This window comes from Nostoc sp. DedQUE12b (assembly GCF_034530835.1).
Taxonomy (GTDB): domain Bacteria; phylum Cyanobacteriota; class Cyanobacteriia; order Cyanobacteriales; family Nostocaceae; genus Nostoc.
The window spans coordinates 38,749-60,765 of record NZ_JAVRCI010000042.1 but is presented as its reverse complement, the minus strand read 5'-3'; the positions used below and the strand labels follow the sequence as shown (position 1 = coordinate 60,765).

The window sequence follows — 22,017 nt, the reverse complement described above, 5'->3', positions numbered from 1 at the left end:
CCCAGCAATATCCAAATAATGGCACTACCGGAACCCAGCAGTATCGAAATAATGGTACTAGTGGAACCCAGCAATATCCAAATAATGGCACTACCGGAACGCAGCAATATCCAAATAATGGCACTACCGGAACGCAGGACAATACAGGAGGTAACAACACTACAGGGAGACAAAACACTGGTGGAGGTGTAAGAGCGCTATGGTAATTTCTTAGCCAAATACGATACCAGACTAGAGAACTTGTTAAGCTTGTTGCCTCTAGTTAGATAATTTCAAATAATGACTGTTATTAAGAGTAAATGCAGTAGAAAAGATGAGATACCCTGTCAATTGATTTGATTTCTACTGCAACTACTTTTGACGATTTTCTTTTACCTTGCTTACGAAATGGCTATTTCTATTTCAATACGCTTTGGTTAGCGCTAAAAAGCTTAAGTTGTGTAGGTTGGGGAGCCACTGCGCCCTTGCGGTTTCCCGACTTCTTCCCGTAGTGTCTCCCCTTCTCCCAAAGGGAAAGGCTAGCGCCAAGGGAGAAGTAAGTGGGTTTGAAGAAGGTAGACCCGTTCGCGGAGCATCTCGTAGAGAAGGGGCTTCCCGCAGAGTAACTCAACATTTTCATAGCTTTGTTAGGTTGCGCTTTGCTTCACCCAACCTACAATTTTTTTATTCTGTTCATCAGGATAATTACTCAAATAATTACACAGCATATAAGCTCAAAAATTAAACAATTGATAATTAATTTGGTAGCCAAATATGGCTCTTCCGTAGGTGTTACGCTAAACTTCAAACTAAAATTAGGGATTTATCTTTAAAATCAAGTGTTGTTTTTAGCATAACAAGTAATGAAGAACCTAAAATATTGATAAACAGAATTTAAAGCTTTAAAATGTTCAAGCAATTAGATAAATTAGTTATTTTTATTTGTGCATCTGGATTAAATTTTAATCCAGCTATATCCTTAGCTTTTGAACTAAGAGTTCTTTCTCGTACTTCAACCAAAAATTTAGTCTCTCAAACGGCTAATATTAATAATTTAATTATTCAACCTATTCAACCACTTCATCTAGAAATCAGCCTTCGCAACCGTCGAGTAACCCTCTATCGAGGAAAAATCCGAATTAAAAGTTATCCCATAGCAGTAGGTCGCCAAAACTGGGAAACCCCAATTGGTAATTTCCGAGTACGTACAATGTTAGAAAATCCTACTTGGATAAACCCTTTTACAGGTAAGGCTATCCCAGGAGGAGATCCTGAAAACCCACTTGGCAAATACTGGATTGGATTTTGGACAAACGGTAAAAATTGGGTTGGCTTTCACGGTACCCCTAATCCTGATTCAGTAGGTAAGGCTGCCTCACACGGTTGTATTCGGATGTACAACAACGATGTTAGAGAACTATTCTATCAGGTTAATATGGGAACACCAGTTACTGTAGTGCGATAGCTGATATAGGGGCATGACGAAGTGACGTAGGAGCGTCATAACAAATTACGAATTAGTATTACTTCTCGCAAGACAAACTTGTTCATAGCTTTTACCGGCAATATCCCAAGTGAATTCTGTTTCTACCAGTTGTCTGCCGTTGTGAGACAATTCTGAACGCAGATGTGGACGATCAAATAGTTGACTAATAGCGGTGATGTACTCTGCTGCTTTATTAGCTCGTAATGCCCGTAATGAATGACTAGCAGCATCTACAGCCAATCCCTCTAAGCCGCGATCGCTGGCTACTACAGGTATACCAGCTGCCATTGCTTCTAAAGTTTTATTTTTAATACCAAACCCAGTCCGCATCGGTACAACGCAGATGGTGGCTTGATGTAAATATTCTGCCATCGAAGGTACACGCCCCAGCACATTAATTCCTGGTTTTTTATCAAGTGCTAAAACTTCTGCCACTGGGTGAGAACCGACAATATCAAAAGTTGTATCGGGATAAAATTTTTGGATTTCTGGCAAAACTTCATTGCTGAAAAAGCAGACAGCATCAATATTTGCTAAATTATCCATTGCACCAATAAAAATTAGGCGATGTCCTCCTGGATCGGTGGTACGCTTGGGGAAAGAAACTAAATCTACGCCATTGGGAATAACTGTAATTTCGCTATTGGGGTTAAATTCTTGTAGTTGAATTTTATCCTCTTCTGTTGTCGCAACAATTGCCGAAAACTTAGCACAGTAGCTCTGTTCATAACGCCGCAAAAGTGGCAGATTAATTTTGTCTCGGAGTGAATTTTCTGAAATGCCTGTTGCTAATTGGTTATGACAGCTAGCATAAACAGAACTATGAACATTAACGATAGTTTTTAGCTGTTTCTGAAAATGCGATCGCACATAAATTTCATTGACGCTATGTTCGCAAGTAATTACATCACATTTTCCTGCTTCCACCCAGTTATCAACCCATGTTTGCATGTCAACTGAGTAGCGGTTAAGTACACTTGGCGGTGTTCCCTGCTGCAAAAATCTGCCAAATCGCTCTATTTTCTTCAATATTCCGGTGTTTCGAGAATCTGGTGGGCGTTCAAAAATAGCTAGATGATCTACACAATCACGTAATCCTGCTACTTCTGCGTCTGTAACATCACTCTCGCGTTGAGTCGCGAGGGTGACATTATGGCGTTGACTCAAGTACTTGAGTAAATTAAATGTTCTAACTTGGGTTCCTCCGCGCGTTGCTGGGTAGGGAAAGGTGGAAGATAGCATTAAAATGTTCATACAAGCGTCTTCAAAAGTTTTTAGTCTAGCCAAAATAGGAAGGTGCAGCCAAAGTCAATTCTAAAGGGTGCGATCGCATCGGAATTTTAATCATAAACTCTGTTCCCTGACCAGGTGCTGAGATACACGTTATCTGACCACCATGTTTAGAAACAATAATTTCCTGGCTAATCGACAAGCCTAAACCCGTGCCTCTACCTACGGGTTTTGTTGTAAAGAAGGGGTCAAATAGGCGATCGCGTACTTCCTCTGTCATACCGGGCCCAGTATCGCCAATCCTAATAGTCACAAAATTATCGTCGGTTACTTCGGTGCGAATCCGAATCGTGCTGCGGCAAAAGTAAATTTCCTGGGGCGATCGCTGTTTATCATACTCCTCCAAAGCATCAATTGCATTCGCCAGTAGATTCATAAACACTTGGTTGAGTTGTCCTGCATAACACTCCACAAGCGGTAGGTCGCCATACTCTTTAACGAGTTGAATCCCTAGTTGGTTAGAGCCAGCTTTAAAGCGATTGTGCAAAATCAGCAGCGTGCTATCTAGCCCTGCATGAATATCTACTGGCTTCATTTGGGCTTCATCGACGCGGGAAAAAATCCGTAACGACTGAATAATTTCGCGGATGCGGTCAGCCCCAACCTTCATCGAACTCAGCAATTTGGGTAGGTCGTCACTCAGAAATTCTAAATCTATCGCTTCAGCCAGTTGTTGAATTTCAGGTAGCGGCGAGGGAGTGTACTTGGCATAAAGGTTCAAGAGGTCGAGCAAGCCTTCGGTATATTCATAGGCGTGAGTCAGATTCCCATAGATGAAGTTGACAGGATTGTTAATTTCATGGGCGACACCCGCCACCAATTGTCCCAGACTGGACATTTTTTCACTATGAACCAGTTGGCTTTGAGTTTCTTGAAGTTGGCGAAAGGCAAGTTCTAGCCGATTGGCTTGTTCTCGATAGCGTGCTTCTGATTCTTGCAATGCTTGTTCTGTACAAATTCGCTCTTGGATTTCCTGTTGCAGCAGCTGATTAGATTGCTCAAGTGCAGATGTCCTTTCTTCCACCCGTTCTTCTAACTCAGATGTCAGTTTTAAGAGGGCGTTCTCTGCCTTAGTTCGCTCTTGAATCTCCTGCTCTAGATGCACATTTTGTTCTTGCAGTCTCTTAGTCAAATTTCGTATGCTTAAATGGATTTTGACACGGGCTAAAACCTCTTCATGCTGAAGCGGCTTAGTGATATAATCAACCGCCCCAAGATTCAACCCTCTAACCTTATCCACCGTCTCAGAAAGCGCCGTCATAAAAATTACGGGGATGTCTTTAGTTGATTCTTGAGCTTTCAAATGCTGGCAAGTTTCAAACCCATCCATACCAGGCATGAGTACATCTAACAAAATCAGATCGGGGAGAGCATATTCTACTTGTTCAATTGCATCCTCGCCATCCTGCGCTACTAAAACTTGGAAGCCAGAATCAGCCAAGAAATCGAATAACACTCCTAAATTTGTCGGGTTGTCATCAACGATTAAGATAATGCCATTTTCAATGTTGGAAAGACTCATTAATTTACTCCTATATTTTTTAAAACTTCACGGATTTTTTTAACTTGAAAACCTTTAGCTAATTGACGCAACTCTAAAGAAAAAGGTGCATATTTCACATCCATTTCTTCCAATTGATTAACTCGCTCTACAATACTTTTGAGATCGCCTTTCATTGCTAAATTTAATAGAGTGGCTATTTCCTCTGCCGAGGGAGTTACCAATGATTGTTGAGAATTTTCTGCTTGATTACCTTTAGATACTTGAGTTTCCCCGTCATCATAAATCCATTCCAATTTTAAGTGATACTGTAACTTTTCTAAAAGCTCTGTTATACGGATGGGCTTAGGTAGAAAATCATTGCAACCCACCTCTTTACTTTTGTTGAGATCGAAATCAAAAACACTGGCAGAAGTGCCAATCACGATCGCATTCTTTAGTTCAGGCGATCGCCTAATGCGACGTGTAGTTTCAAAGCCATTCATTTGAGGCATCATCAAGTCCATTAGGATACAATCTGGATTTAATTCAAATGCCTTATTGAGACAATCTTGACCATCTACTGCTTCTATCATTTCAAATCCTAAAGGCGATAGCATCTTGACCAAAATTGCACGATTTTCTGCTCTATCATCTGCTACAATAACTTTCTGCATACTGCCTTTAAAACCTTGAATATTTCGTTGCTCTTTTTTGATAACATCAGCGTATTGAGAAACTTCAGTTAAATCTAAATCAAAGAAGAAAACACTCCCTTTACCTAAGTTACTCTTCACCTGGATTTCACCACCCATCATCTGAACTAATTGGCGGGTAATTGCCAGTCCCAATCCCGTTCCTTCTGCTTTACGATTGCAATCTCCTACCTGCTGGAACGGTAAAAATATCTCTTCTAATTGCTCTGGTGCCATGCCAATTCCTGTATCTTCCACCTGAAACCGAATTTTACCTTCCTGATAGCCGACTTTGAAAGCTACGCCTCCAGTTTCAGTAAACTTAACGGCATTACCTAGTAAGTTAATCAAAGCTTGTCGCAATCGTTTTTCATCAGCCTTGACACCTATAGGAAGTTGAGTAATCTGTTCAAAAATTAAGCAAATACCTTTTTGCTCGGCGCGGATACGGCAGATTTCGGCAATGCCTTCGAGAAAATCTAGGAAATGAAAATCCGTTAGGTGGAGTTCCATTTTTCTCGCTTCAATTTTAGAAAGGTCTAAAATGTCATTGATTAGGTTCAAGAGGTGGTCGCCACACTGATGAATAATATTTACACCATCTTTTTGTGAGTTAGTTAAACTTTTTTCACGCTTGAGGATTTGAGCATAACCCAAAATGCCATTAAGTGGTGTTCTCAGTTCATGGCTCATGTTAGCAAGAAAATCACTTTTAGCACGGTTGGCTGATTGGGCGATTTCTTCTGCTTTTTGCAGATGCACATTTTTTTCTTGTAACTCTAAAGTTCGCTCTTGTACTTTGGTTTCTAAGTTAGTGTTGGCTAATTTTAAGTCTTTATAAAGACGAGCATTCTCAATGGAAATCGCCGCTTGAGAAGATAACAGTTGTAATACTTCTAAGCGATCTGATGTAAATGCGCCAATAGTGAGATTATTTTCTAAATAAAGAATGCCACTAAGTTTTCCTTGATGGATGAGCGGTGTACATAAAACCGATTTAGGTTGATGGGTGACGATATATGTATCTGTGGTAAATTTTCCTTCACTACTTGCATTGCTGAGGACAACATTTTCTTTAATTCGGGCTACATAGTTAATCAGTGAAATTGGTAATTGCTGACTGGTTGATACTGGAATTCCTTGTAGCACAGTTACATCGTTTCTGTCTACTGCTCCTGATGCTTCTATTAGCAAGTTCCCTGATTTTTCTAAAATTAAGTACCCTGTTTGAGCGCCAGCATTTTCTATCACAATTGTCATTAATTTAGTTAGCAAATTGCTCAAAACTATTTCTCCAGAAAGAGCTTGAGATGCTTTCATAACTGTAGCTAAATCGAGCGATTCTGAAGCATTTTCGCTTGTAGAGCTAATGATCCGGGTTACGTTCGTACTGACAGTTTCTCGCTTCGATATCCGAAATAGTTGAGGATATCTTTTTTCCAAGTCTTTGACTTTTGCCTTCGCTCCCCAGCAACCATATCCATAGTAGGCATCGTTGAGATAGGTATTAGCAACTTTCTCTCTGCCACAAGCAAAATAGAACTCTGCTGCTAGTTCCGAGGCTAGGGCTTCTTCCTGAATATATCCATGTTCTCTGGCTCCAGTTATGGCTCGATCGTAAAATGCGATCGCTTTGGCATCTTGTTGCAATACTCGTGCTTTTTCTGCTTCCACTAAATCGTACTTATGCTGATAGTTGGCAGGAGAATGCAATGCCCATTGCTTCATTTTTTTCTGCTGCGCTACCACTTGGCTAAAATATTGTTGGCGTAGCTTGCCGCCGTAGGCATCGGTTTTTGATGCACTGGGATACAAAGCTAGGAGAGTAAGAGAGGAGTAGAATTTATGTTCGGCTCTATACATCAACCCTCGTCCACCTTGTTCATATTTTTCTGCCAGCAAGGCATCCTCAGCAGCGCGATCGTAATTTTTAAATAAATAACCCAGAATCAGTTTAGAAACATAGATCGGATAAATAGCCATATAATTATTGCTATTTATTAGAATTGGCAACATTTTATTTTCATCAAAACTTTCGCCAATTAATCGATATGGTTCCGATGTTTTTTTAATTAAATTCAAACCAGTTTGTCGGACTATCTGAGCATAAATAATTTGAAACTCTTGTTTGGTTCTTTGCATTAAAGCAATATAATGCGCTTGTTTTTGGAGAGCGACTTCTAGATTTTCACCGATAAAAAACAAGTGCGTACAATAAAAACAAGCTGAATAAGAAGCATATTCTAAATCTCCTGTTTCCAGCCCTCTTTGAACACCTTCAATTAAGGGTTCTATAGTATTAATAGCTGGTTCTTTCCAATGCCTGATAAAATAATTAAATGTTTCATAGATTTTCGCCGTCATTTCCTTAGCATTAAATTGATTTAACAGCTTTATGCCTAGCTGACCAAATTGATAACCAGAATCCATGTCTTCAAAAGCGCCACATAGCAACATTCCATAAAGTACATACGTATAAGCTGACAGTGGGGAGTTCCCATATTTGAGACAGAGATTGGTCATTTTAAAAACGACCTGGGGATAAAGTTCGGGAGCTGCAATATAAACCGGAGGAATCAGATTTATCAAAACTCGCAGTGCGGCTAATTTATAAACATCAGTCATTTCTGGCAATTCTGTTAAATCCTCAATTCGTTTTCCTCCTAAATTCAATCTAGTCAGTCTCGTCGGGGGGTTTTCTGATAAAGGCAACCCTAGCATTTTTAGCACTTGCATTCCGGTATTTAATGCGGCTTGCATTTGGTTTTTAGCAATATAAAACTGCATTTTTGTCTCATACACCTGGACTCGATCGAGCAGGGTTTTTGCCTGTGCCAAAACTATATCAGAAAGCATTTCTGCTCGCTCGAAATTAGTGTTGAGGAATTCTACTGCTGCTGTTTCTACATAGAGGTTGAGTGTCATGTCATACTGACACTGCCAACTATCTGCCGCAAGTAATTCCAAGCCTACATTTAAATATTTAACAGATGATTCATACGCTGTTGCTGCTTTTGCTTTCTGTCCAGCTATAAGATTGAGTTGAGCCAGTCTATCTTTTTGAGATTGTTGGGTAATCAATTCAGCACCAACATTCAGTTGGTTGACAATTTCAAAAATGTTTTCTTCAATGTCCGTTTCCGAGGTATGTATTAGTAGCAATTCACCGATTTTTAGGTGAGTCTGTTTTTTCTGGTCATCTGGAATGAGAGAATAAGATGCTTGCTGTACCCGGTCGTGTAAGAATTTATAGGTAATGGGTGATGGGGGCTGGTTAATGTGCGATCGCCTGTTCTCAGTCTCTATTTGTTCTGAGTCGAAAACAAGCGGTGTTTTGTAGGAATTGTTGAGGGGCAGAACCAAACCTGATTGCAGAGCCTCCCACAAATCGGCTGCTGTTTCTGACTGAGATGTTTTATTAATAATCGCCAATATATCTAAAGTAAATTTGTCTCCAATGCAGGCCGCAAACTTTAACACATTCTGTGTTTTCTCAGATAGCTTTTGAATTTGACTGACCATCAATTCAACGACATTATCAGTTATATTAACTCCCTGAATAAACTCAATATTCCATTGCCAAAAACCGCCTTCAAAGTCAAAGGATAAAAAATTATCTTGATAAAGAGATTTGAGTAATTGAGTTAAGAAAAATGGGTTGCCTTGGGTTTTTGTAAAAACTAACTCAGCTAACGGCTTTACTTTTAAAAGTTCGCTACGAAGAGTATCGGCTACTAACTGATTGACATGAGCGATATCCAAAAGCTGGAGGATAATGTTATTTACGATCGCACCAGTCTGTTGAATCTCCTCCAAGGTCTGAATCAAAGGATGAGTGGCATTTACTTCATTATCTCGATATGCACCAATTAGCAATAGATATTGGCTATCTGGGTCGGTCATAATTAACTGGATAAGCTTGAGGGAAGCTGAATCCGCCCACTGCAAGTCATCCAGAAACAAAACTAGCGGGTGTTCGGGTTGACTAAATACATGAATGAATTGTTGAAACACCCGATTAAATCGATTTTGTGATTCTGACGATCCTAATTGAGGAACTGCTAGCTGCGGGCCAATAATCCGTTCTAATTCGGGAATAACGTCTATAATCACTTGAGCATTGGAGCCAAGGGCATCTATTAGTTTTGATTTCCAAAGGGCTATTTGCTCATCGGTTTCTGTTAGCAACTGCCGCATCAAATCTTGGAATGCTTGAATTAGAGAAGCAAATGGAATATTCCGCTTGAACTGGTCAAATTTACCGGAGATAAAATAACCTCGCTGGCGCACAATCGGTTTGTGAACTTCAGAAACTAAGCACGATTTACCGATGCCTGAGTAACCAGAAACTAGCATCATTTCCGTAGTACCAGAACTGACGCGATCAAATGCTTCTAACAAAGTAGCAACTTCTATTTCCCGTCCGTAGAGTTTTTGCGGGATGGAAAATTGGCTGTATGAATCTAATTGACCGACAATAAAGTGGGAAATCTCGCCATCCGTCTGTAACTGAGTCAGACAGGTTTCTAAATCGGCTTTTAGTCCGAGAGAACTTTGATATCTATCTTCAGCAGTTTTAGCTAATAATTTCATTACAATGTCAGAAACCGCCGAGGGAATTTGGGGATTGAACTCTTGAGGCGCTATTGGTGTTTTGGCAATATGGCAATGAACAAATTCTAGAGAGTCAGCGGCATTAAATGGCAGCGCACCTGTCAGCATTTCATAAAAAGTAACGCCTAAAGAATAGAAGTCGGTACGGTAATCAATTGACCGATTCATTCGTCCGGTTTGCTCCGGTGACATATAGGCGAGAGTGCCTTCTAATAAATTGGGATTGCTGATACTTTGATTTTCTTTTTCTAACCGCGACGCAATACTGAAGTCGATAATTTTAACTTGTCCGGTTTTTGGGTTAATAACGATATTGTCAGGTTTTATATCTTTATGAATAATCTTGGCTTGATGCAGTTGAGTCAGAGTGGATGCTAGCTGAATGGCTATTGTGAGAAATTCGGTTAATGATAATTGGCGATCGCTAATATACTTTTTCAGAGATTCTCCACCAAAGTCTGCCAAAATTAGGGCTAGACCGTTATGATGATTTTCTAAAGCTAGGGACTTGACAATTCCTTCTATATCTACTAATGTCTCTGATATTTTATATTCATGTCTGAGTCGGGTTAGTTCTTCGAGGCTGGGATACTCGGCTTTCAGGGCTTTAACGATCGCAAGGCTTCGATCTGACTGCTTGGAAGCGCGATAAATAACGGTATTCACACCTTCATGCAGAGCTTCAATAAAGTTGTAACCGGGAAGGACAGGTATCATTTTTCTAAGCCTAAGTAGTACGATGAACTGGGCATGATGCTAATGAACGTTATCCACAACTGTCAAATAAAAGGACAATCAAGTGCTTTCTTTAGCATTCCCAGCCAGCCCAAAATTTCTCTAAGGCTAAATAAAGCTCAACATTTGGAAATATAAGCTTGGGTTAAAGGTTATTGGTGTAGATAATTGGTTTTAAAAGACGTGATGCTGCGCGTCTCTATATCTGGGTTTTGTTGCTCATTCTGAACTGTATAGACGCTGCGCTATCTGCTTTTTCGGTCAGAATACCCTTCTTGTATTCTGTATTGATAACGATCTCATATTTTTAATAGACATCTTGCAAAAGTTATTTTTACAAGATATTGAGGTGCATGTTAATGGGGGGCTTCTGCCTCTTGTCAAGCTACTGGAGGCGGAGCCTCCCAGAATGGATTCCCTGCCTAAAGGCAGGGAACCAGTCAGAACGAGTCAGAGCATGGGCTGTATCTTTTCTGTGCCATTCCCCTTTACCCCTTACCCTTTTCCCCCAATGCCAAGAAGTCTATCGATCAAAGCATAATCAAACCCAGTCGTACACCCACAGCAACAGCCTCAGTGCGGCTAGAGACACTGAGCTTTTGAAAAATGGATGAGAGATGAAATTTGACGGTATGCTCAGAAATATGCAAACGTTTTGCGATCGCTTTATTTCCCAACCCTGACCCAAGCATTCCTAAAACCTCTATCTCCCGTGGTGTCAAGCTTTGTACGGGATTCGTTACTACTTTTTCACGGATAGACACTAATTCTACAGCATCCGGGTGCAGCACCAGCAAACCAAAAGCGATCGCTTCCACAGCCGCAACAATTTCTGACTCTGTACTAGTACTGGGCAATATTCCCCGAATACCGGAACGTAACGCTGTCTCTAAGTCGATGCTGTCGAGTTCTTCAACAATGACGATTATTCCTAATGGGTATTGCTGTTCTTGAATAACCAGCAATTTTTCCCATACCGATTGTTGAAAATTCCCGCTCAAATCTACCAGCACCACATCCGGCTGTAATTGCCCGACTTCACTCGCCAATACATCCAAATCGGATGCACTCCCCACAACCGTCAACCGAGGATTGGTAGTTACCACAGTTGATAACCCTGCCCGCACCACAGGGGAAGTAGCAACCACCATCACTCGGATCATGTCGCCTCCACAGCAGTTTTATCGGACTGCACGGCAACATAAATCACGAATTGCTGTCTACCGCGTAGGAGTTGTAGCGGCACAGATCCTTTACTTTCATGGAGATATTTGGTTAAGTCATTTATGCTAGTGAATAATCGCCCCGAAACTCCAATTAAAACATCGCCGATTTGTACACCAGCATTTTCTGCCGCACTGTCAGGTAGAATTGACAGCACCAATAAACCCAAGCTACGCCTACCTAAAAGCACAGGTTGCAGTGTAACTCCCAGCTGCGGACGACTATTTCCCTGTAAAAAACGCTCAACGGTGTTACTGGGAACCGCCACAGCTAAACCATTAACAATCATCGTATTAATTCCCACAACAAGGCCTTGACAATTGGCAAGTGGCCCCCCAGAATTACCAGGATACAGCCGCAAATCGGCCATAACTGCTCGTGAATTATTTGCATGGATAATTCCAGTTGTCACAGCGCCACTGCCAGCAAAGGGATTACCCACCGCCAAGACTAATTCACCCACTCGTAGCGCTTCAGAATTGCCGATAGTTGCAGCAGTTAAATCAGTGGCAACAATTTTCAGGGCGGCTAAATCCTGCTGCGGATCGAATTGGGTACGCACTGCATCAAATACCCTTCCATCTGCCAATTCCACAGCTGCGCGGTTGCTGGTTGCCACATGGGCATTAGTGATAATTAGTCCGTCAGGTTGCCAAATGACACCAGAACCGACTCCTAGAGAGCCACTTTTTACTTTAACAGTGCGCTCGCGTAGTTTAGCAGCTACCTCTGTCAGTTCAGCAGCGACGTTAATTAATGTTGTGTTTGCCATGTTATACAATTTTTGAGCGTGTCAAAGTAAAATCAGTCAAACGTTCGAGCAAAAAGGTCGAAGTTTCCAGTTCAGAAGCTCAACATTCGAGCAAAAAGGTCAAAGTTCCGAGTTCAAAGCTTGAACGTTTGAGCAAAAAAGTCAAAATTCCGTGTTCAAAGCTTGAATGTTCGAGCAAAAAGGCCAAAGTTCCGAGTTCAAAGCTTGAATGTTCGAGCAAAAAGGTCAAAGTTCCGCGTTCAGAGGTCAAAATTTCGAGTTCAGAAGCTCAAATGAATAGAAAATTTAGATAAATCTTCACAAAGCTAGTTAAACCCATCCCAAATTGGGATTATTCCTCCTTTGTAGGTCGTTCGCCAACTGCGATCGCTAACTCAATTAAGACTCCACCCCGGACAACTTGCACGTTGACAGCTTTACCAATGCGATCGCTACTATTGAGCAGCGCCAGCACATCACCTGTATCGCCCACAGTTACGCCATCGAATGTTACCAAAACATCGCCAAGCAGTATACCTGCATTGTCAGCAGGCCCCGCAGCCTCAACGTTGACAACAATTACCCCAGTTGCAGAAGTTAAATTGAGAGCAGTTTTCAGGTTTTTTGGTAAACGTACAGGTTGCATTCCCACACCCAAGTAGCCCTTAGAAATGCGTCCTTTTGCTACTAATTGGTCAACCACGCGATCGACTGTAGCAGTGGGAATTGTCAGAGCAGTACCACGCCGCCCCGATGTATTCATGCCTACAACAAAACCAGCGGCATCTACAAGCGGCCCGCCTGCAAAACCAGAGTAAAGGGTGATATCTGGGCGGATAAATTGGTCAATATTCCCGCCACTCATACTGCGCCAAGTACCGCTAACCACACTTACTGCACCCATAGCCGCCCTTAAGTCACCTTCGCTACCTCTTGCCAGTCCTAGTACCAAATGACCAACTTTGAGCGTTTTAGCATCGCCAATTTTTGCCACAGGTATTTCTACATTTTCTAGCTTAAAAACAGCGATATCGGTGCTAGAGTCATGACCGACGAGTGTTACTGGTGCAGTGTTACCATTTGATAAGGTAATAGTGATATCGTCATAGCGCTGGAGGCACTCATCAGAGGTGATAATGATGCCATTACGCCAGTGAATGCCGCTTGGGGAAACACGAGTACCTCCATTTACTGCAACCACAGCGCTCCCAGCTTGTTCTACGGTATCAGCTAAACTGTTCGATAAAGCCAGTAATGAAGACATAAGATTTTCCGCAAATGTTTTTAGATATTCAGATCGTGCCGTTTTATCAATACAGATGACATCGGAAAAATGGGGAGTAACTTATCCTAGAAAAATGGCTAGGATTTACATCAGCTTTTTGGTCTTGCTGAATAGACATAGGAGTGAAATTAAATATGCGTTATCTAAAACCCTTGTAGAGACCTAGTAATGCTACATCTCTAGATTCTTTTTCAGATTTGAAGCGATGTACATGGTCGGTGAAAGGGAAAATTTCAAGCGTATTGCGTTCTAAGGTGGAATAGCAATGAAATGGGAGATGAACCAATGCACACCGAATCAAAAGAAATCAACCTGTTGACTCCATCTAGAAACTTACCTCTCTATGGCAAAAGAATTTTAGTAACAGCACCGAGAAATTATGCTTATAGGTTATCCGAACAAATCATTAAAAAAGGTGCTTTACCTGTTTTTATGCCTACCATCGAAACCTGCTATTTATCAAACTATACTCAGTTAGATGTCGCTTTAGCTCATATAGACGAATTTGATTGGATTGTCTTTACAAGTAGAAATGGCATCACTGCATTTTTTCACCGCATGAATGATTTACATATTCCCATCTCTGCGCTTGAAAAATGTCACTTATGTGCTTTAGGAAAAGACGCAGAAAGCTTATTATCTTTTTGTGGCAAGGTAGATTTAATTCCAATAGAATCTAGCCCAGCCGGAATTGTAGCTGAATTAGCGAAACTTCCGCAAATTCATGAGAAAAAAGTGCTGCTCCCGGCTCCAGAAGTTGTAGGTTTACCTGAGCCTGATGTTGTACCCAATTTAATTAGGGATTTGCAGCAATTGGGCATAGAAGTAACTCGTGTACCTGCATATATCACACAGGGTTTAGACACAAGTATCTACGGTATTGAATTAAATCTGATACGTCAAGGAATGATTGATGTAATTGCCTTTAGTAGCACGGCGGAAGTAGAAAGCTTTTTGACAATGGTCAACTCACAAAGCGATTATGAACATTGTGTTATTGCATGTTTTGGCCCTTATACAACTGCTAATGCCCAAAAGTTGGGTATGAATGTTGCGATCGTGGCTAAAGATTATAGTTCATTTGAGGGATTTGCTGAAGCGATCGCAGCATTTTTCCTTGTGTGATTTTCCTGTCAAGTTTCTGGTACATGTAAACTCGCTCCACTAAGCGTTTGAGAATCTAGAACAGTCAACTACAATCAACTCTAGACTAGCAGCACATAAACTCGTAGTATCGAATATGGAGTTTATTAGAACTAGGGATTGTTACATGGCAACTTATAAAGTCACATTAAAGACCCCAGAAGGCGATAAAACAATTAATGTTGAAGATGATGTGTACATCTTAGATGCCGCTGTCGATGACGAAGGCATAGACATACCCTACTCTTGTAGGGCTGGTTCTTGCTCTAGCTGCACCGGCAAGTTGATTTCAGGTACGATTAACCAAGACGATCAGAACTTTTTAGATGACGACCAAGTTAACGATGGATTTGTCCTCACCTGTGTTGCCTATGCTACTTCTGACTGTACAATCTTAACCCATCAAGAAGATGAGCTTTAGAGATCGCTAACGAGGAATATGATCTGGACTTGCCTTCTTCCTGTAGCGCTGGTTCTTGCTCTACCTGCACCGGGAAGCTGATTTCAGGTACAGTGAACCAACATGATCGGAACTTCTTAGACGACGAGCAAATTGACGCAGGATTCGTCCTCACCTGCGTGGCCTATGCTACTTCTGACTGTGTAATTGAAACCTATCAAGAGGAAGTGCTTAACGGTTAAGAGTGGGTGAGGATTGAGGGCATTGGTGTCAACTTAAGCCCAAACCCTTTTCAAATCTCGTTTCTCTGGGTGAAAATGCTGCTTATTGGGCTGCTGCTTCCGTTGCTGGTGGTAGCAGCCCCCCATTATGTTCGTCACCCTAAAAAATGTATGGCAATTAAGCTGCGATCGCAAATGAGTTTAGATGTGCAGCAACTTTTTGTTAATTTGCATTGTCTGAAAAATTAATCAAAACTTACAACCGCTCTAAGTCTGGATAAAAAAGGGAAAAGATAAGGGGACAAATGAGTTTGTTGTAGGTGCAGAATTATGGAATATAAGCCCTCACCCCAACCCTCTCCCAAAGGGAAAGGGAGTCAAGAAAAAGAGGAAGAAGAGAATAAATATCAACAAGATAAATCTTGTTCCCCTCTCCCTCTGGGAGAGGGGCTAGGGGTGAGGGTTTAAGAAATAGACGTTTGTTAAATACAAAATTTTGCACACAACATAATATTGGTAGATATATCACTGATTTTTATTGTCACGAAAAATTACTAATTATCATTATCGAATTAGATGGTAGTATTCATGCAAATCAGCAAGCTCAATATCTTATCAGGAAAACTGGTTAAAATCTAATCAATTTACAGTGATTCGCTTTAGTAATGAGCAAATATTTAATGATGTAGAATTACGCCCCTGGGTAGAGAACTTTTAGCCAAGACAATTGTTACAAGAATAGTTTTGCAGGTATGAAAATTGATTTTGGTGCAACTGCTACTGATTATGCAAAACACCGCGCTGGTTTTCCCAGTTCATTATTTAATAGATTGTCTGAATATGGTATGGGTTTACCAGGGCAGAATATTGTTGACCTCGGCACAGGAACAGGAACATTAGCACGGGGCTTTGCCGATAGAGGTGCTTATGTAATTGGCATAGATTCATCAGCATCACTTTTAGAACAAGCGAGACAGTTAAGCGAATCTATGCAACTGAAAGTAGATTATCGAGTCGCAACCGCCGAGAATACCGAGTTACCAGACGCAAGTGCTGATGTAGTCACTGCTGGACAATGTTGGCATTGGTTCGATCGTCCGCGTGCTGTCCAGGAAATTACTCGGATATTAAGAAAAAATGGCTTGATCGCGATCGCACATTTTGATTGGATACCTTTAAAAGGTAATGTAGTTGAAGCAACAGAACAACTGATTAAGGCTCATAATCCAGCGTGGAATCTGGGCGGCGGGAATGGTATGTATCCCTTGTGGTTACAAGACATTGGCGAAGGAGGATTCCGAGAAATCCGCACATTTTCTTATGATGTATTTGTATCTTATACACACGAAGATTGGCGGGGGCGAATTCGTGCTAGTGCAGGCGTGGGAGCCAGTATGACACTAGAAAAGGTTGAAGTATTTGATCAAGAATTGGCAACATTACTCGAAGCAAAATATCCTACACCAATTCTTCAGGTTCACCATAGAGTTTGGGCAGCGATCGCCAAATCACCGCTATGAAAAAGTATATATATAGTTATAGATTTATTAGCAATTGCTTCACAATGGCATCTTAAAACCATTCGGTTAGCTTGTTTTTCAAGGGGAGATACCCCCAACCATTGGTGTCAACTTAAGGTGAAACCCTTATAAAGGCTTGGGCTTGATATTAGACTTCTTGCAAAAGTCCCTTACACCCCACCCCCAACCCCTCCCCGCTCTTCGGGAGGGGAGCGTTTGTGTCAGCAAATGCGGGGTGGGGTTCTTTGCGTTTAATAAGTAATCAAGCGGAGACGATATGACTCAGTTTCTTGCAGAAGTCAGTATATAGCGATTGGCAGTAAAAATGGGAACAATATATATTGTAGGGATAAAAACTTTACCAGATAATTTATGCTTTTATCTCTTACTTTATCAAGGTGAAGTTGACTTATATCTTATATCTAACAATAGTTTTATACTCCAAACATGAAGAACTATGACACATTTATTTACCCGTAATGATAACAGTAAAAATACTATACTAACCGTATTTTTAAGTACAGTATTTTATGGAGGGATCGCGCTTAGTGGGGCGATCGCATATCGGATGATGGGGACGAGTGAAGCAGTTAAACCTCAGCCAGTGGTTGTAACTCCAGTGGTGCTGCAAGCGGTGACGGCTTTGGGGCGTGTGGAACCTGAAGGAGAAGTAATTCAAGTGTTTCCACCTTCTTCAACGGAATCAGCCCGCATTCAACAGCTACGCGTGCAGCAAGGAGATTGGGTGAAGGCGGGGCAAGTGCTTGCAGTGTTGGATAATTATACTCGTCGTCTGGCAACTGTGAATATGGCGCTAGAAGAAGTGAGAGTAGCCCAAGCGCGATTAATGCAGGTACGAGCGGGGGCGAAACAGGGAGATTTACAAGCTCAACAAGCAGCGATCGCTCGTTTGGAAGCGGAATTGAAAAATGCTCAGATGGAGGAGTCACGGTATCGCAGTTTGTACCATGAGGGAGCAGTTTCGGCTTCCCAGTACGATAGCAAACGCTTGGGGATGGAAGCGGCACAACGACAGGTGAATCAAGCTCGTGCCTCTTTGAATAGTTTGGCAGAAGTTCGTCCAGTAGATGTGCAGTTGTCTCAGGCAGAAGTGAAACAGGCAAAGGCAAAGGTGGTGCAGGCTCAGGCGGAATTAGCCTTGAGTGTGGTGCGATCGCCCCGAACTGGACAAATCATTAAGGTGCAAACCTTTCCCGGTGAAATGGTGGGGACGAAAGGCATCGTGAGTTTAGGTAATACGATGCAAATGGTGGTAGTAGCAGAGGTTTACGAAACAGATATCCCCAAAATCCATCTAGGCCAAACAGCAACGATTACCAGTCCCAGCCTCACTAAACCGCTCTTTGGAAAAGTATCCCAAGTAGGTTTAGAAATTGGTAAACGCGATGTTTTAGATACAGATGCCGCAACAGATGTGGATGCTCATGTGGTAGAAGTAAAAATTCTCCTGAATCGGGAAAATAGCCGTGTTGTAGCAGGAATGACAAATCTCAAAGTTGATGTATCTATAGGACTTAAAGAATGATTCGACGTTTTATAATTGAAATTCAAAAAATTCCCATTGCTTGGTTGCAATTGAGATATCAACGCAATCAAACTATAGCGGGAATTGTGGGAATTTTTTGCATTACATTTCTCATTTTTATGCAGCTTGGGCTGAGAAATGCCTTTTTAGAAGGGGCATTGCAATTACCTTTAAATTTTAATGCAGATATTGTTTTAGTTAGCTCTCTCTCTTCAACTGTACTGCAACCAGTAACGTTTTCCTCCAGACCTTTATATCAAGCACTAGCGTTAAAGAACGTTGAATCTGTCGCGCCACTTTATATTACTTCAACCCAATGGTACGATAGAAATCAATCTCTTTATCGTATTAGAGTTAACGTTATAGGCATTCCTTCTAATATAGAAACACTAAATCTTCCCGGACTTAAAGAGAATATTGAAAAACTAAACAAGCAAAGATTTGCTTTATTCGACCGTAATGCCAGAAATGAATTTAATCCCATCATTACTGAATTCAACGAAACAGGAAATTCATCGGCAGAAGTTTTAGCAGGAGCTACTGGATCGTTGCGAGAACTTAGAGTTGTTGGACTTTTTGAGTTAGGGGTTAATAATGCTTATGATGCTAGCTTTATTATTAATCCAACAACTTTTAGTCAATTATTTGGGCGGAGCCTGACAAAAATAGATGCTGGCTTAATTAAATTAAAGCTAGATGCTAATTCAGATGCCAATATAAAGCAAACTGTTGAGCAATTAAGAACTTATCTTCCGGCAAACATTAAAATATTTTCTAAATCAGAATTAATCGCCAGAGAAAAAATATTTCATGAAAGCAACTCACCGATGGGCTTCATCTTTCGGTTCATTTTGATTATTGCTATCATTATTAGTATTTTTATTTTATACCAAATACTTTATGTAAAGGTTACGCATAATCTTGCCAATTATGCAACGTTAAAGGCTTTGGGTCTGAACCACAATTCTTTAGTTTCTATAGTTTTTCAAGAGGCAATATTTTTGGTTATTGCCGGATATATTCCAGGTGCAATAATATCATGCTTGGCTTATGATTATCTAGTTAAAACTACAAAAATATTTATCCAAATGACTGTAGAATCAGGATTATTTGTTTTAGGATTAGTCTGCATGATTTGCATAATATCAGCAGGACTTTCCTTACTAAAGGTTAAAGATGCAGATCCAGTGGATGTTTTTAAGTAAAATTTATTCCTTAATTTTATAGGTTTATGAATCAGGTTATAGCCATTAAAAGGCTGAATCATTATTACCGGGAAGGCAGAAGTCAAAGACAAATCTTATTTGGAATCGATCTGGATATTTACCCAAAAGAAGTTGTTATTTTAACTGGAGCATCTGGTTCTGGGAAAACAACGCTACTATCTCTAATTGGCTGTATGCGTTCTGTTCAAGAGGGCAGTCTCAAAGTCTTGGATCGTGAATTGAAGGGAGCCAACGAAATCCAGCGAATGCAAATACGGCGAGGAATCGGCTATGTTTTTCAGCATTTTAACTTACTAGATTTTATGACTGTCCAGCAGAATGTGATGGTTTCTCTGGAATTACAGGATGATTTCACCCCTCAAGAAGCAAAAAGCCAAAGTTCGCAAATTCTGAAAGCAGTGGGGCTAGGGCAACACTTGAATGCTTACCCCAGGGATCTCTCTGGCGGGCAAAAACAACGTGTGGCGATCGCCCGCGCCCTCGTTCACCGTCCTCGATTACTTCTGGCCGACGAGCCTACATCCGCTTTAGATCGGCAAACAGGGCAAGAAGTCACCGAACTGATGACGACACTGGCGAAAGAACAAGGAAGTGCGGTTTTGATTGTTACCCATGACAGTCGGATCTTTGGGGCTAGCGATCGCATCGTGCGTATGGAAGATGGCAAACTGGATGTGGACTATGAGGGTCAGCTATCTGTTGCTTTACCAACCTTAACGGATAAGCAATTAATTCAGTTGATTCCCAGGTTAAAAATGTTGACCTTCCAGCCCGGTGAAATTGTTATCCGCCAGGGTGATGTGGCTGATAAATTCTATATCTTGATTGAAGGGGAGGTAGAAATCATTCAAGAGTTTTCAGGTTCGGAATCAAAATTATTAAACACATTGGGGCCTAATAACTATTTTGGTGAAATAGGATTACTGCACGAAACCACGCGCAAAGCAACTGTACGTGTGGCACATAACGCAGCGATCAAAGTTATTGCCATCGATCGTTCCGATTTTCATGAAATGATCGTCAGTTCAAAAATGACTCATGCACTTTTGGACTACCAAGCAATAAAATTGTTCTATCAAGACGAGCTACAGGGGCATGATGAATTGAAACTCTATGTTTCATCCAGAGAAAGCCATCACTAGCGACTGGCTATGATGGCTGATTTGCAGTAGATAGACGAATATTGCAATTATTAAAGCTAGTCGCGCTTGATAGGTTTGATTCTAGCGATCGCTTGTAGTAACATTTTTGGCAGCCAAAAAAGATAACAATATACTTGTTTTGCCTGACTATAAAGCGAGAATAACTTTCTTTCACTCAATAAAGTAAATGGCCGAACTGCTCTGAGAATTTCTGCAATTTTATCTTCCGCCGCAGTTTGAACTGAACCACTTACAAAATAACCTTGTAAATGTGGAGGTAAGCGCCAGTTAATATTAGGATCTGGTTGATGTATTACAGGCACAACATTCCCTCGCCATGCAACTCCCATAATTTGCATAGTTTGATACACCATTGTGTTCCACCCTTTCTCTTTTAAGTAGTCCAAACCTTGACCTACGTCGGGAGAAGCCAAATCATGAAATAAAATTAAAGCATCTGCTTCTGCAAGTTGTTCGCAAATAATTGTATCATTGAGCGGTGCTGGTGCTTCGTGATTACCATCTATAAATATCAATGACCATTTACGTTGAAATTTATTTGCTATCTCTTCTACTTTTTGAGGGCTAGATCCTGGTATGAGATTTACAGATTCTTTAACGCCTGCTGACTTTAGTGACTCTGTAACACTTTCATTAAATAATTGTTCAGATAGCATCGGATCGATTACATCTAGCTCTACTCCTCCTAAAGCCAGATGACAAGCTGACCAACCCATCCAGCAACCTATTTCTAAAGCTTTTTTTCCTCGAAATTTTAAGGCTGTATTGTATAGAATATGAGCTTCATCTCTGCTTACAAAACCTACCTTTTGCCGTCGCTTATCCACATACCAGTTATGAGTAATATCCCGCCGCAAGTAAAGCCAAAAAGAATCATATTTATTTCCTAAAGTTATATTGGGAAAATATGAATCTGGCTGAATAGTGGAAAATCCTGACGAAACATAATCTCCTTTTGGCAATAAGTTTCCTTTAATCACGCTTACTGTTTTTTCACTCATAAGTTACTCTCTAAGTATTTGAAATTTTAGGTTTTGGGGTGACAATGCAACTTCACCAACTTCTCGAAAAGCGTCATTGTCCCTACAGATGAACTAGTTAATTTTTTTTAAGCATTACGTCTTTTTTTTGTAATGCAAAATCATTAATAGCCCAGCAAAATAGTCCAGTATGGGGCTATAGCTCCATTCTGAAAACGATTTTCCATCTTAACTCTAGGACAATACTTTTGGGTATAAAGTGCTAAAATACTTACTGTA

At 40.8% G+C, this 22,017-nt stretch carries 16 protein-coding genes and 2 pseudogenes; 11 read left to right on the top strand and 7 right to left on the bottom strand.

The features are described from left to right. Positions 1–206: pseudogene (locus tag RMY16_RS20170) on the top strand (hypothetical protein); the annotation flags it as partial. 680 nt (positions 207–886) lie between these two features. Beyond that, entirely contained in the window at positions 887–1,444 is a 558-nt protein-coding gene (locus RMY16_RS20165; RefSeq protein ID WP_322737901.1) for a L,D-transpeptidase, read from the top strand. A gap of 45 nt (positions 1,445–1,489) precedes the next feature. Here the strand turns inward: RMY16_RS20165 and RMY16_RS20160 are convergent, their stop codons facing one another. The 6 genes from RMY16_RS20160 to RMY16_RS20135 form a co-directional block, all read right to left on the bottom strand. After that, positions 1,490–2,719, bottom strand: a complete 1,230-nt coding sequence (locus RMY16_RS20160) for a glycosyltransferase family 4 protein (RefSeq protein WP_322737900.1) — start codon at positions 2,717–2,719, stop codon at positions 1,490–1,492. 25 nt (positions 2,720–2,744) lie between these two features. Beyond that, positions 2,745–4,277: a response regulator gene (locus RMY16_RS20155; RefSeq protein ID WP_322737899.1), complete on the bottom strand. Its 1,533-nt coding sequence runs from the start codon at positions 4,275–4,277 to the stop codon at positions 2,745–2,747. Beyond that, the gene (locus tag RMY16_RS20150) at positions 4,277–10,261 is read right to left on the bottom strand and encodes an AAA family ATPase (protein ID WP_322737898.1); all 5,985 of its coding nucleotides are present in this window, start codon (positions 10,259–10,261) and stop codon (positions 4,277–4,279) included. Before RMY16_RS20150 ends, RMY16_RS20155 begins: the two co-directional genes overlap by 1 nt. Positions 10,262–10,809: 548 nt before the next feature. After that, on the bottom strand, positions 10,810–11,442 hold the full coding sequence (locus RMY16_RS20145) for a response regulator transcription factor (RefSeq protein WP_322737897.1): 633 nt from the start codon (positions 11,440–11,442) through the stop codon (positions 10,810–10,812). Beyond that, positions 11,439–12,275 carry a S1C family serine protease gene (locus RMY16_RS20140; protein WP_322737896.1) on the bottom strand — a complete coding sequence of 279 codons (837 nt, stop codon included), beginning with the start codon at positions 12,273–12,275 and terminating at the stop codon, positions 11,439–11,441. The genes RMY16_RS20145 and RMY16_RS20140 overlap by 4 nt, the downstream gene beginning before the upstream one ends. 331 nt (positions 12,276–12,606) lie before the next feature. Further along, entirely contained in the window at positions 12,607–13,518 is a 912-nt protein-coding gene (locus tag RMY16_RS20135) for a S1C family serine protease (protein WP_322737895.1), read from the bottom strand. Positions 13,519–13,824: 306 nt separating this feature from the next. Between RMY16_RS20135 and RMY16_RS20130 the strand changes: the two genes are divergently transcribed. The 9 genes and pseudogenes from RMY16_RS20130 (at position 13,825) to RMY16_RS20095 (ending at position 20,737) form a co-directional block, all read left to right on the top strand. Further along, the gene (locus RMY16_RS20130) at positions 13,825–14,664 is read left to right on the top strand and encodes a uroporphyrinogen-III synthase (protein WP_322737894.1); all 840 of its coding nucleotides are present in this window, start codon (positions 13,825–13,827) and stop codon (positions 14,662–14,664) included. A 145-nt stretch (positions 14,665–14,809) separates the two neighbouring features. Continuing rightward, positions 14,810–15,103 (top strand): 2Fe-2S iron-sulfur cluster-binding protein, encoded by a 294-nt coding sequence (locus RMY16_RS20125; RefSeq protein WP_322673686.1) that lies wholly within the window; start codon positions 14,810–14,812, stop codon positions 15,101–15,103. 5 nt (positions 15,104–15,108) lie between these two features. After that, a pseudogene (locus RMY16_RS20120) lies at positions 15,109–15,324 on the top strand (2Fe-2S iron-sulfur cluster-binding protein); the annotation flags it as partial. Between the two features lie 75 nt (positions 15,325–15,399). Next, positions 15,400–15,552, top strand: a complete 153-nt coding sequence (locus RMY16_RS20115) for a hypothetical protein (protein WP_322737893.1) — start codon at positions 15,400–15,402, stop codon at positions 15,550–15,552. Between the two features lie 173 nt (positions 15,553–15,725). Beyond that, positions 15,726–15,935 carry a DUF559 domain-containing protein gene (locus RMY16_RS33085; RefSeq protein WP_416211687.1) on the top strand — a complete coding sequence of 70 codons (210 nt, stop codon included), beginning with the start codon at positions 15,726–15,728 and terminating at the stop codon, positions 15,933–15,935. Positions 15,936–16,055: 120 nt separating this feature from the next. Continuing rightward, complete coding sequence (locus tag RMY16_RS20110; RefSeq protein ID WP_322737892.1) at positions 16,056–16,823, top strand: class I SAM-dependent methyltransferase; 768 nt, start codon at positions 16,056–16,058, stop codon at positions 16,821–16,823. A gap of 457 nt (positions 16,824–17,280) precedes the next feature. Continuing rightward, a complete protein-coding gene (locus tag RMY16_RS20105) occupies positions 17,281–18,369 on the top strand; it encodes an ABC exporter membrane fusion protein (protein ID WP_322737891.1) in 1,089 nt (362 codons plus the stop codon). Beyond that, a complete protein-coding gene (locus RMY16_RS20100) occupies positions 18,366–19,574 on the top strand; it encodes an FtsX-like permease family protein (RefSeq protein ID WP_322737890.1) in 1,209 nt (402 codons plus the stop codon). The genes RMY16_RS20105 and RMY16_RS20100 overlap by 4 nt, the downstream gene beginning before the upstream one ends. 26 nt (positions 19,575–19,600) lie before the next feature. Continuing rightward, on the top strand, positions 19,601–20,737 hold the full coding sequence (locus RMY16_RS20095; protein ID WP_322737889.1) for an ATP-binding cassette domain-containing protein: 1,137 nt from the start codon (positions 19,601–19,603) through the stop codon (positions 20,735–20,737). 56 nt (positions 20,738–20,793) lie between these two features. On the opposite strand, the gene RMY16_RS20090 is transcribed toward RMY16_RS20095, so the two are convergent. Next, positions 20,794–21,759 (bottom strand): class I SAM-dependent methyltransferase, encoded by a 966-nt coding sequence (locus RMY16_RS20090; protein ID WP_322737888.1) that lies wholly within the window; start codon positions 21,757–21,759, stop codon positions 20,794–20,796. Between the last annotated feature and the right edge of the window lie 258 nt (positions 21,760–22,017).